Genomic DNA, 13100 nt, shown 5'->3' on the forward strand with positions numbered 1-13100 from the left:
ATGAGGTGAAGAGTTATGAAATTACGTGCAAACCGTGTAGGCGAGCAAATGAAAAAAGAATTAGGCGACATCATTAGTCGTAAAATTAAAGACCCACGTATCGGATTTGTTACAGTAACAGATGTACAAGTGAGTGGTGATTTACAAATTGCCAAAGTATATATTTCTGTTTTAGGTGACGAAGAACAGAAAGAAAATACGTTAAAAGGTTTAGCGAAGGCAAAAGGCTTTATTCGTTCAGAAATTGGCCAACGTATTCGTCTTCGTAAAACACCGGAAATTACCTTTGAGTTTGATGAGTCTATCGGATATGGTCATCGAATTGATACACTTTTACATGAAATTAATAAAGACGGTAAACGTGAAGAATAATGGATAGACATTTGTCTATCCATTTTTTCAATGCAAAATAAGTTTTGGATATTTACTACGAAAGAATTATGATGAGGTGAACATATATGGAAGGTGTAGTATTATTACATAAGCCAAAAGGCATGACATCACATGATTGTGTATTTAAATTAAGAAAGGTATTGAGAGAAAAGAGAATTGGTCATACGGGAACATTAGACCCAGATGTAACAGGAGTATTACCAATTTGCGTCGGAAGAGCAACAAAAATTGCACAATTTTTAACAAGTGAAACGAAAACATATGAAGGTGAAGTAACATTAGGATTTTCAACGACAACTGAAGATGCTTCTGGTGAGGTTGTTGAAACGAAAAATATAGATCGTGCTATTACTCGTAAGGAAATAGAAAAAGTTCTTGCTGAATTAACAGGCACGATTGAACAAAAGCCACCAATGTTCTCGGCTGTAAAAGTAAACGGGAAAAAATTATACGAATATGCAAGAGCAGGACAAGAGGTGGAACGTCCAGTTCGTACAATTACGATTCATGAGTTCGTATTACTTGATGATCGTGAAGTTTTTGAAGGAGAAAATATTTCATTCCGTTTCCGTGTAACGTGTAGTAAAGGAACATATGTAAGAACGTTAGCGGTAATGATTGGGGAGAAACTTGGTTTCCCATCACATATGTCTCACCTTGTAAGAACGGCATCTGGTGAATTTTTATTAGAAGATTGCATATCATTTGAAGAAATTGAAGAAAACGTGCAAAATGGAACAGTAGAGTCTATCTTCATTTCAATTGATGAAGCATTAAGTAAGTTTCCAAAAATGGTTGTAGATGAAAAGCAAGCAGAGAAAATTAAGAATGGTATGTTCTTAAAGAATGAATTAGAAATAACGGCACCATTTATTACAGTGTTTGATAAAAATGATCGTTGCTTAGCAATTTATGAACATCATCCGAAACATCCTGGCATGTTAAAGCCGATGAAAGTACTTGTGAATAATCAAGAACTAAAGCTATAATGAATTATTGGAAGGATTATTACAGAAAAAGGTGAATTCAAGCGTGAAACTTATTCATTTAACTCATCCACATGAACAAAATAAATTAGAATTACCACCTACTGTAATGGCATTAGGATTTTTTGATGGCATTCATTTAGGACATCAATGTGTAATTCGAACTGCGAAAAAAATAGCGGACGACAGAGGATATAAAAGTGCAGTTATGACATTTCATCCCCACCCATCTGTTGTTTTAGGGAAAAAGGATGCGCATGTGGAGTATATTACACCAATGCGTGATAAAGAAAAAATAGTCGAAAGCTTAGGAATCGATATATTATATGTGATTAAATTTGATGAATCATTTGCAGGGTTATTACCGCAACAATTTGTAGATGATTATATTATTGGTTTAAATGTAAAGCATGTAGTAGCAGGGTTTGATTATTCATATGGACGTTTAGGAAAAGGAAAGATGGAGACTTTACCATTTCATGCAAGAGGGGAGTTTACACAGACTGTGATTGAAAAAGTTGAATTTCAAGAAGAGAAAGTAAGTTCTACAGCATTACGAAAGTTAATTCGAAATGGCGAAATGGAACAAATTCCATCTATTTTAGGTAGAGCCTATACTGTAGCGGGAACAGTTATACACGGCGACAAACGTGGACGCCAAATTGGTTTTCCAACAGCTAATGTAGGTTTAAGTGATGAGTATTTATTGCCACCTGTAGGTGTTTATGCAGTGAGATTAAAAGTTCACGATGAATGGTACGATGGTGTATGTAATATTGGATATAAACCGACTTTTAAAGAAGATGAGCGTCAATTATCAATTGAAGTGCACTTATTTGAATTTAACAAAGATATATACGACCAAAATGTTACAGTAGAGTGGCATATGCGTATAAGAGAAGAGAAGAAATTCAATGGCATTGATGAGTTAGTTGAACAAATCGCAAAAGATAAGAAAACAGCACAAGAATATTTTGCGAGCGAAAAGAATATACTTGCTTTTTCAAATGAAAAGTAGTATTCTATGTTATGTACTTTATGACAACCATTGCTTGGCATTGCGACTCACCGACGCTTGCTAGGTAATTGGGGGTTTAATTAATAGGAGGTGAAATAGGATGGCTTTAACACAAGAGCGTAAAAACGAAATCATTGCACAATTTAGAACTCATGAGACTGATACTGGTTCTCCAGAGGTTCAAATTGCTGTCCTAACGGAGCAAATTAACACTCTAAACGAGCACTTACGTACTCACAAGAAAGATCATCATTCACGTCGTGGTCTATTAAAGATGGTTGGTAAACGTCGTAACTTACTAACTTACCTTCGTAATAGCGATATCACACGTTACCGTGAATTAATCACAAAGCTTGGCTTACGTCGATAGTCAAAGAAGCGGGAATATTCCCGCTTTTTTGTTAGGTAAAAATATATCTTCTACGCTTTATAGCTTACTTAATTTTAGGCAATACTAGAGGTAGAATATTGTGATATACTATCCATTTACATAGAAGAATTGAATACTTTAAATTGAGAGGGGTACTTAAATGAGTCAAGAAAAGCAAGTCTTCTCGATAGATTTAGCTGGTCGCCAGCTAACAGTTGAAACTGGTCAGCTTGCCAAACAAGCGAACGGAGCAGTATTAGTAAGATATGGCGATACAGCGGTTCTATCTACAGCAACTGCATCAAAAGAAGCTAAAAATGTAGATTTTTTCCCACTTACAGTAAACTATGAAGAGCGTTTATATGCAGTCGGAAAAATTCCTGGCGGTTTTATTAAGCGTGAAGGTCGTCCAAGTGAAAAAGCAATTTTGGCAAGTCGTTTAATCGACCGTCCAATTCGTCCGCTATTCGCAGATGGTTTCCGTAACGAAGTGCAAGTTGTCAGCATTGTAATGAGTGTTGATCAAGATTGTTCTTCTGAAATGGCAGCTATGCTTGGTTCTTCATTAGCGTTATCGATTTCAGATATTCCATTTGAAGGTCCAATCGCTGGTGCGACAGTTGGTCGTATTAATGGCGAATTCGTTATTAATCCAACAGTAGAACAGCAAGAACAAAGTGATATCCACTTAGTTGTAGCTGGTACGAAAGATGCGATTAACATGGTTGAAGCAGGAGCAGATCAAGTGCCTGAAGAAACAATGTTAGAAGCAATTATGTTTGGTCATGACGAAATTAAACGTTTAATTGCATTCCAAGAAGAGATTGTACAAGCTGTAGGTAAAGAGAAATCAGAAGTGAAACTTTATGAAGTTGACGCTGATCTTAATCAAGCTGTACGTGAAATGGCTGAGAAGGATATGCATTCTGCAATTCAAGTACATGAGAAACATGCACGTGAAGATGCAATTAACGAAGTGAAAAAGCGTGTAATTGAGCATTACGAAGCTGAAGAAGCTGACGCTGATACATTAGGACAAGTAAATGAGATTTTATATAAAATTGTAAAAGAAGAAGTACGTCGTCTTATTACAGTTGAAAAAATTCGCCCAGATGGCCGTAAAGGTGACGAAATCCGTCCTTTAGCATCAGAGGTTGGTATTTTATCTCGTACACACGGTTCTGGTTTATTCACACGTGGACAAACACAAGCATTAAGTATTTGTACATTAGGTGCATTAGGCGATGTGCAAATTTTAGATGGTCTTGGTGTAGAAGAATCAAAACGCTTTATGCACCATTACAATTTCCCATCATTTAGTGTTGGTGAAACAAGACCGATGCGTGGACCAGGTCGTCGTGAAATTGGTCACGGGGCACTAGGAGAGCGCGCACTTGAGCCTGTAATTCCATCTGAAAAAGATTTCCCATACACAGTACGCCTTGTATCTGAAGTATTAGAATCAAATGGTTCTACTTCACAAGCAAGTATTTGTGGTAGTACTTTAGCAATGATGGATGCGGGTGTTCCACTTAAAGCTCCAGTTGCAGGTATTGCAATGGGTCTGGTTAAATCTGGTGAGCATTACACAATTTTATCTGATATTCAAGGTATGGAAGATCATTTAGGTGATATGGACTTTAAAGTAGCAGGTACAGCACAAGGTGTAACTGCACTGCAAATGGACATTAAAATCGATGGTTTATCACGTGAGATTTTAGAAGAGGCATTACAACAAGCGAAAATTGGTCGTGTGCACATTCTAAATCATATGTTATCTGTTATTGCAGAGCCACGTACTGAATTATCAGCTTACGCTCCAAAGATTATTACAATGACAATTAACCCAGATAAAATCCGTGACGTTATTGGACCAAGCGGTAAACAAATCAATAAGATTATTGAAGAAACTGGTGTTAAAATTGACATCGAGCAAGATGGTACAGTATTCATTTCATCAATAAATCAAGAAATGAACGACAAAGCTAAGAAGATTATCGAAGATATCGTTCGCGAAGTACAAGTAGGTGAGATCTACGAAGGAAAAGTGAAACGTGTTGAGAAATTCGGTGCTTTCGTTGAATTATTCAGCGGTAAAGATGGATTAGTTCATATTTCTGAACTTGCACTTGAGCGTGTAGGTAAAGTAGAAGACGTTGTGAAAATCGGTGATGTAATTACAGTTAAAGTTATCGAGATTGACAAGCAAGGTCGCGTAAATCTATCTAGAAAAGTATTGCTAAAAGAAGAGCAAGAAAAAGAAGCTGCTAAAGAAGAAGACAAACAAGAGCAGCAATAAGTAAAAGCCAGTTAAACTGGCTTTTTTTGTTATGTAAAAAACATGATGTTCATATATTTTTATGTCGGTATAGGTATAGTTTTCATTATAACGCTCAAATTAACAAAGATAAGAAGAAAATGTTTTTATATAGTTAATTTGGGAGGGTTTATATGAAAGTTCGTATATTGGCATACATATGTATATTTTCTTTATATGTCAGTTTAGGCTCTTATTCTGTTTTTGCACAAGATAACTTGCATGAAGAAATTCAAAAGCATGCAAAACAGTATGAGATTGCACCTCAAAATGCGATGATTGATAAAATATGGAAGGCAACACCTGGATATAATGGAAGACAAGTGGATATTGAAGCATCGTATAATAATATGAAGAAGCTAAAGGAATTTGATCAAAAATATCTTGAATTCAAAGAAGTCTCACCGAGTGTTCATTTGGAAGATTTATCACCAGCTCCAATTTATAGAGGGCATCCAAATAAAAAGATGGTAGGATTAACAATAAATGTGGCATGGGGAAATGAGTATTTGCCTCGCATATTAGAAATCTTGAAAAAGCATGATGTGAAGGCCACTTTCTTTTTAGAAGGACGTTGGGTGAAAGAAAATTTGCGGTTTGCAAAAATGATTGTCGATGCAAAACAAGAAGTTGGAAATCACTCATACACACACCCTAATATGAAAACGTTATCCTCAGATGAAATACGAGATCAGTTACAAAAAACAAATCGAATGATAGAAGTAGCAACGAATCAAAAAGTAAGATGGTTTGCCCCGCCGAGTGGAAGCTTTCGAGATGAAGTCGTAAAGATTGCAGATGATTTTCAAATGGGAACGATTATGTGGACTGTAGATACGATTGATTGGCAGCGACCTGAGCCAGATGTACTATTGCAGAGAGTAATGAGAAAAATACATCCAGGTGCTATCATATTAATGCATCCTACTTCGTCTACAGCAGAGGCTTTAGATATAATGATTACAAAATTGAAGGAACAAGGATATAAAGTGGGGAATATAACTGAATTACTGGATGAAAAACGTGTGGATTAAATACATTTGCATGACATTCATCCTTAAACTTGTTATCATTAAATAATAGCGTTTTATTTAGAGAAACTGGCAGTAGGAGGAAAGTTTTTGATTAAAAAATATACTTGTAAAAATGGTGTAAGAATAGTTATGGAGAATATACCAACTGTAAGATCGGTTGCAATTGGTATTTGGATCCATGCGGGATCAAGAAATGAAAATGAAAAAAATAATGGGATTTCTCACTTTTTAGAGCATATGTTCTTTAAAGGGACAGAGACACGTAGTGCACGAGAGATTGCAGAATCATTTGATAGCATTGGTGGTCAAGTGAATGCATTTACTTCAAAAGAATATACTTGTTACTATGCAAAAGTATTAGATGAGCATGCTAAATATGCTTTAGATGTTTTAGCAGATATGTTCTTTAATTCAACATTTGATGAGGAAGAACTGAAAAAAGAGAAGAATGTCGTATGTGAAGAAATTAAAATGTACGAAGATGCGCCAGATGATATTGTGCATGATATGTTAACGAAAGCAACATATGAAACGCATCCACTTGGATATCCTATTTTAGGAACAGAAGAAACGCTTAATACGTTTACAGGTGATACGTTACGTCAATATATAAAAGATCATTACACACCTGAAAATGTAGTTGTATCAGTTGCAGGAAATATTGATGAAGCATTTTTACAAACAGTGGAGCAATATTTCGGTAGTTATGAAGGAACAACAAACCGTGAACAAGTACATAGCCCAATTTTCCATTTTAATAAGGTAGCCCGTAAAAAGGAAACGGAACAAGCTCATTTATGTCTAGGATATAAAGGTTTACAAATGGGACACGAAGATATTTATAACTTAATTGTATTAAATAATATTTTAGGCGGTAGCATGAGTAGCCGTTTATTCCAAGAAGTACGTGAGCAACGTGGATTAGCTTACTCGGTATTTTCTTACCACTCTTCTTATGAAGATACAGGTATGTTAACACTTTACGGTGGAACAGGTAGCCAACAATTAGATACACTGTATGAAACAATGCAAGAAACATTAGAGACATTGAAAAATACAGGTATTACAGAAAAAGAGCTTATGAATAGTAAAGAGCAATTAAAAGGAAACTTAATGTTAAGTTTAGAAAGTACAAATAGCCGTATGAGCCGTAACGGTAAAAATGAATTGCTTCTTCGTAAACATCGTTCACTTGATGAGATTATTGAAAGTGTAAACACTGTAACAAAAGAAAATGTGGACGGATTAATTCGCAACATGTTTACTGATGAATTCTCTGCGGCACTTATTAGTCCAGATGGAAAACTTCCAAAAGGAATAAAACTATAATCGATTTTTATGATGTATCTGATAATAACCTTCTCTCTTTTTAAATGAGAGAAGGTTATTTTTTTTATACATATAGAATAGGTACTAATTATAGACAATGCAAATGAAAAATTCAGTAGTGGGAGTGGAGTATGTATGCGATTAAGTGAATTAAGTGGTAAAGAGGTTGTAGATATAGAAAAAGCGGAAAAAATGGGAGTCTTAGGTTATATGGATTTAGAGATTAATGAGAAAGACGGACAAATACAAACACTTATAATACCTGTAGGGAAGTGGGGAGGTTTTAAAAAGGAACCACAAGAAGTAAGGGTGGCATGGAGTCAAATAAAGAAAGTCGGACATGATATGCTTCTTTGTGATAGTATAGATCGTTCAAATTCGGAGTGAAGGATGGCCATTTTGGTCATCTTTTTTTGTATCTACATAGAAACCTGATAAATCATATGTGCATTTGGATTTTCAATCACCATAAACTCGTACATTACATATGATGTGGAGGAAAAAGAAAAAGTAGGCACTTTTCTTATAAATGACAGAAAAAGAAGGTGAATTAGGGAATGTTGACTGAGATGCATATTGCTGTCATAGGAGGAGATGCAAGGCAGCTAGAAGTAATTCGTAAGCTAGTTGAATTGGATGCGAAACTTTCTTTGATAGGGTTTGATCAGTTAGATCATGGTTTCACAGGGGCAGCAAAAGAAAGTATACAAAATTTAGATTTCACTTCTGTAGACGCAATTATTTTGCCGGTTGCAGGTACAAATGCCAAAGGAGAAGTAGATACTATTTTTTCAAATGAAAAAGTTTCAATAACGAAAGAACAAATTGAAAATACACCAGAACACTTTACTATATATTCGGGTATTGGTACACCTTACTTGGAAAATCTCGTATCTACTACGAACCGAAAACTTGTTAAATTATTTGATCGTGATGATGTGGCAATATACAATTCTATTCCAACTGTAGAAGGTACATTAATGATGGTAATTCAACATACCGACTATACAATTCATGGGTCCAATGTAATGGTTCTAGGATTTGGTAGAACAGGAATGAGTGTTGCGAGAGCATTTCAATCATTAGGAGCCCATGTCAAAGTTGGAGCAAGACGATCTGAACATATTGCACGTATTACAGAAATGATGTTTTCTCCTTTTCATATGCAAGACATAGAGAAAGAAGTAGGAAATATCGATATTGTAATCAATACAATTCCGCACCTCGTTGTAACAGCGAATGTTATTGCAAAAATGCCAGCTCATACGTTAGTGATTGATTTAGCTTCTAAACCAGGCGGTACTGACTTTAGATATGCGGAAAAAAGAGGAGTCAAAGCGTTGCTAGCACCTGGATTACCAGGTATTGTTGCTCCCAAAACGGCTGGGCAAATTTTAGCAAATGTTCTTTCTCAGTTATTAGCAGCAGATGCAATTGCAAAGGAGGAGGAAAAGAAATGAGTTTGAAGGGGAAACGAATTGGTTTCGGATTTACGGGTTCACATTGTACGTATGAGGAAGTTATGCCGCACTTAGAAAAATTAATTGCTGAAGGGGCAGAAGTACGTCCCGTTGTTTCATACACTGTTCAATCAACAAATACTAGATTTGGAGAAGGAGCAGAGTGGATTAAGAAAATTGAAGAAATAACAGGTTTTAAAGCAATTAATTCAATTGTTGGAGCAGAGCCACTTGGACCTAAAATTCCATTAGACTGCATGGTAATCGCTCCTTTAACAGGAAATTCTATGAGTAAATTTGCAAATGCAATGACAGACTCTCCAGTACTAATGGCAGCAAAAGCGACGTTAAGAAATGGCAAGCCTGTCGTATTGGCGGTTTCGACGAATGATGCATTAGGATTAAATGGGGTAAATCTCATGCGCCTAATGGCAACAAAAAACATCTACTTCGTTCCATTCGGTCAAGATGCACCAGAGAAAAAACCCAACTCAATGGTAGCTCGCATGGAGCTGCTGGAAGACACAGTATTAGAAGCACTGCAAGGAAAGCAATTGCAACCGGTGGTCGTAGAAAAATTCAGATATATGAATTAAAAAACGAAAAAAAACGGACAATTTTTGATGAAACCATCATTCTTACTGTAGAATATGATAAAATTAACGTTATTAAGATTAGAAGGGGTATTGTATACTCCTTCTGATTCTAAGTTATAGAAGGATTGGTATCTAGAAAGGGGCATAGTGATGGAAAAGCAAAAAACTTTTCATGTCGCTGTAGTTGGAGCAACCGGCGCAGTTGGTGAACAAATGTTAAATACTTTAGAGAAACGAGAATTTCCGATTGGGAAGTTAACGTTACTTTCATCTAAACGATCTGCAGGTAAGAAACTTGTATTTAAAGGCGAAGAATTTACAGTTCAAGAGGCAACTCCTGAAAGCTTTGAAGGAGTAGATATCGCACTATTTAGTGCTGGTGGATCTGTATCGAAACAATTAGCGCCAGAAGCAGCAAAACGCGGTGCGATTGTTGTTGATAATACAAGTGCATTCCGTATGACAGAAAACGTGCCACTTGTTGTACCTGAAGTAAATGAAAATGACTTAAAAGAACATAATGGCATTATTGCAAATCCAAACTGTTCTACAATTCAAATGGTAGTAGCTCTTGAGCCAGTTCGTCAGCAATATGGTTTAAAACGAGTAATCGTTTCCACATATCAAGCTGTATCAGGTGCTGGTGCGGCAGCTATTGAAGAACTTCATGAACAATCACAAGCAATCTTAAATGGCGAAGAAGTTAAGGCAAATGTTCTTCCTGTATCAGGTGATAAGAAGCATTTCCCAATTGCTTTTAATGCGATTCCACAGATTGATAAGTTCCAAGATAATGGATTTACATTTGAAGAAATGAAAATGATTAACGAAACGAAAAAAATTATGCATATGCCTGAATTAGAAGTAGCGGCAACATGTGTACGTTTACCAGTTGTATCAGGACACTCTGAGTCTGTTTACATCGAAGTAGAAAAAGAAGGCGTAACAGTAGCAGAATTAAAGAGCTTACTTGCAAATGCGGAAGGTATTGTTCTGCAAGATAATCCAGAAGAGCAGTTATATCCAATGCCAGCTACTGCAGTAGGTAAAAACGAAGTATTCGTTGGAAGAATCCGTAAAGATTTAAATAACGATAAAGGATTCCATCTTTGGGTCGTATCTGATAACTTATTAAAAGGCGCTGCATGGAATTCTGTTCAAATTGCAGAGCGCTTAGTAAAATTACAATTAGTGTAAACGGCTAAGAGAAGGTGCAAAATATGAAAATAATTGTTCAAAAATTTGGTGGCACATCAGTACGTGATGACAATGGACGTAAGCATGCGCTTCATCATATAAAAAAATCATTAGCTGCTGGTTATAAAGTAGTTACTGTCGTATCTGCTATGGGTCGTAAAGGTGAACCATATGCAACGGATACGTTATTAAGTCTTGTAAATCAAGAGGAATCTACTATTTCTAAACGTGAGCAAGATTTATTATTATCGTGCGGAGAGTTAATCTCTGCAATTGTTTTCTCTAATATGTTGAATGAGAACGGTATAAAAGCAGCAGCATTAAATGGTGCACAAGCTGGTTTTGTAACGAATGATGACTTTACGAATGCAAAGATTATTGAAATGAATTGCGATCGTATACATGAAGAGTTAGAAAATGTAGATGTAATCGTCGTTACAGGATTCCAAGGGCAAACGAAAAAAGGTGATACGACAACACTTGGACGCGGAGGTAGCGATACTTCAGCTTCAGCATTAGGTGTTGCGCTTCATGCTGAATACATCGATATATTCACTGATGTAGAAGGTGTTATGACTGCGGATCCTCGTATTGTAAAAGATGCACGTCATCTTCAAACTGTAACGTATAACGAAATTTGTAACATGGCTTATCAAGGTGCGAAAGTCGTTCATCCACGTGCAGTTGAAATTGCGATGCATGCAAAAGTACCGCTTCGTGTACGTTCTACGTATTCTGAGAGTGAAGGTACGCTTATTTCAGCATATGACGGTGCTACAAGAGGTCGTGATGTAGAAGAACGTCCTGTTACAGGTATTGCCCACGTATCAAACGTAACGCAAATTAAAGTGCTTGCAAAAGAAACGGCATATGATTTGCAGCAACATGTGTTTAAAGAAATGGCGAACGAAGGAATCAGTGTCGATTTAATTAACATTTCACCTACTGGCGTAGCATATACGGTGAGTGATAATGTATCAAGTCATGCAGTTAAATTATTAAAGAACCTTGGATATGAGCCAATTGTGACAGAGCATTGTGCGAAAGTATCTATCGTTGGAGCTGGAATGGCAGGATACCCAGGGGTTACTGCGAAAATCGTTACAGCTTTAGCAGAAAAAGGTATTCAAATTCTGCAATCGGCAGATAGTCATACAACAATTTGGGTTCTTGTAAAAGAAACTGATTTAGTGGAGGCTGTAAATGCATTACATAGTGCGTTTGAGCTTTCAAAAGAAAAGCAACTGGAACAATAAGGAGTGAGACCATGATAGATTTTGGGACAATTGCAACTGCGATGGTAACACCGTTTGATATAAACGGTAATATCGATTTTGCGAAGACAACGAAATTGGTAAATTATTTAATTGATAACGGTACAACAGCAATCGTGGTAGGAGGAACGACAGGCGAATCTCCTACATTAACTTCAGAAGAGAAAGTAGCGTTATATCGCCATGTCGTATCTGTTGTCGATAAAAGAGTGCCCGTAATCGCTGGAACAGGTAGCAATAATACGCATGCTTCTATTGACTTGACTAAAAAGGCAACAGAAGTTGGTGTGGATGCAGTAATGCTAGTAGCACCGTATTATAACAAGCCGAGTCAAGAAGGAATGTATCAGCATTTTAAGGCAATTGCTGAAAGCACGCCGCTTCCGGTTATGCTATATAACGTTCCAGGACGATCTATTGTACAAATCTCCGTTGATACAGTTGTTCGTTTATCAGAAATAGAAAACATTGTTGCTATTAAAGATGCCGGCGGCGATGTGTTAACAATGACAGAAATCATTGAAAAAACAGCGGACGACTTTGCGGTATACAGCGGTGATGACGGTTTAACGTTACCGGCTATGGCAGTTGGAGCGAAAGGTATCGTTTCGGTAGCATCTCATGTCATCGGAAACGAAATGCAAGAAATGATTACAGCATTTCAAGCAGGAGAGTTTAAGAAGGCGCAAAAATTACATCAATTACTTGTAAGAGTAACTGATTCGTTATTTATGGCGCCAAGTCCAACTCCAGTAAAAACAGCGTTACAAATGGTTGGATTAGATGTAGGTTCTGTACGTTTACCACTTCTTCCATTAACAGAAGAAGAAAGAGTAACGTTACAATCTGTAATGCAATCTATTCCTCGTTAATAAAAATGACCTAGTGTGGAACTAGGTCATTTTTTTATTGATATGAAAATGTTTGAATCTGTTTTAATGTGAATCTTTTGTAAAATGATTTTAGGCTCGCCTTTCTCGTCTGTATATGACCCTATATAGAAAACATTTTATGTTGAAAACGAGTATATTACGCTACGCGTTCTCTACTGGCTAAAGTATGATATGGTCCTTTCGTTAATTTTGTTTCAACCTCTTGTTCTCGATAGTGACTGTCAAATCCCGCT

At 36.5% G+C, this 13100-nt stretch carries 13 protein-coding genes; all 13 read left to right on the forward strand.

Going from position 1 to position 13100, the window contains the following annotated elements; translation table 11 throughout:
• Positions 1-15 precede the first annotated feature (15 nt).
• The gene (rbfA, locus tag ACLBXA_RS19670) at positions 16-372 is read left to right on the forward strand and encodes a 30S ribosome-binding factor RbfA (protein WP_000776437.1); all 357 of its coding nucleotides are present in this window, start codon (positions 16-18) and stop codon (positions 370-372) included.
• 86 nt (positions 373-458) lie between these two features.
• Entirely contained in the window at positions 459-1382 is a 924-nt protein-coding gene (gene truB / locus ACLBXA_RS19675) for a tRNA pseudouridine(55) synthase TruB (protein ID WP_000399363.1), read from the forward strand.
• 43 nt (positions 1383-1425) lie between these two features.
• Positions 1426-2397, forward strand: a complete 972-nt coding sequence (ribF, locus tag ACLBXA_RS19680; protein WP_000766703.1) for a bifunctional riboflavin kinase/FAD synthetase — start codon at positions 1426-1428, stop codon at positions 2395-2397.
• Positions 2398-2497: 100 nt separating this feature from the next.
• On the forward strand, positions 2498-2767 hold the full coding sequence (gene rpsO, locus ACLBXA_RS19685; RefSeq protein ID WP_001229392.1) for a 30S ribosomal protein S15: 270 nt from the start codon (positions 2498-2500) through the stop codon (positions 2765-2767).
• Positions 2768-2927: 160 nt separating this feature from the next.
• The gene (pnp, locus tag ACLBXA_RS19690) at positions 2928-5066 is read left to right on the forward strand and encodes a polyribonucleotide nucleotidyltransferase (protein ID WP_000076744.1); all 2139 of its coding nucleotides are present in this window, start codon (positions 2928-2930) and stop codon (positions 5064-5066) included.
• 152 nt (positions 5067-5218) lie between these two features.
• The gene (locus ACLBXA_RS19695; protein WP_000868223.1) at positions 5219-6118 is read left to right on the forward strand and encodes a polysaccharide deacetylase family protein; all 900 of its coding nucleotides are present in this window, start codon (positions 5219-5221) and stop codon (positions 6116-6118) included.
• Positions 6119-6205: 87 nt separating this feature from the next.
• Positions 6206-7447: a M16 family metallopeptidase gene (locus tag ACLBXA_RS19700; protein WP_447617417.1), complete on the forward strand. Its 1242-nt coding sequence runs from the start codon at positions 6206-6208 to the stop codon at positions 7445-7447.
• A 135-nt stretch (positions 7448-7582) separates the two neighbouring features.
• The gene (locus ACLBXA_RS19705; protein ID WP_001239759.1) at positions 7583-7834 is read left to right on the forward strand and encodes a YlmC/YmxH family sporulation protein; all 252 of its coding nucleotides are present in this window, start codon (positions 7583-7585) and stop codon (positions 7832-7834) included.
• Between the two features lie 170 nt (positions 7835-8004).
• On the forward strand, positions 8005-8907 hold the full coding sequence (gene dpaA, locus ACLBXA_RS19710; RefSeq protein WP_000954735.1) for a dipicolinic acid synthetase subunit A: 903 nt from the start codon (positions 8005-8007) through the stop codon (positions 8905-8907).
• Entirely contained in the window at positions 8904-9503 is a 600-nt protein-coding gene (dpaB, locus tag ACLBXA_RS19715) for a dipicolinate synthase subunit B (RefSeq protein WP_000053596.1), read from the forward strand. Before dpaA ends, dpaB begins: the two co-directional genes overlap by 4 nt.
• Positions 9504-9653: 150 nt before the next feature.
• Positions 9654-10700, forward strand: a complete 1047-nt coding sequence (gene asd / locus ACLBXA_RS19720) for an aspartate-semialdehyde dehydrogenase (RefSeq protein WP_000414846.1) — start codon at positions 9654-9656, stop codon at positions 10698-10700.
• A 23-nt stretch (positions 10701-10723) separates the two neighbouring features.
• Positions 10724-11956 (forward strand): aspartate kinase, encoded by a 1233-nt coding sequence (dapG, locus tag ACLBXA_RS19725; protein ID WP_000692456.1) that lies wholly within the window; start codon positions 10724-10726, stop codon positions 11954-11956.
• An 11-nt stretch (positions 11957-11967) separates the two neighbouring features.
• Positions 11968-12846, forward strand: coding sequence for a 4-hydroxy-tetrahydrodipicolinate synthase (gene dapA / locus ACLBXA_RS19730; protein WP_000564763.1), 879 nt, complete (start codon positions 11968-11970; stop codon positions 12844-12846).
• Positions 12847-13100: the final 254 nt, after the last annotated feature.

Source organism: Bacillus sp. D48C, assembly GCF_053345735.1.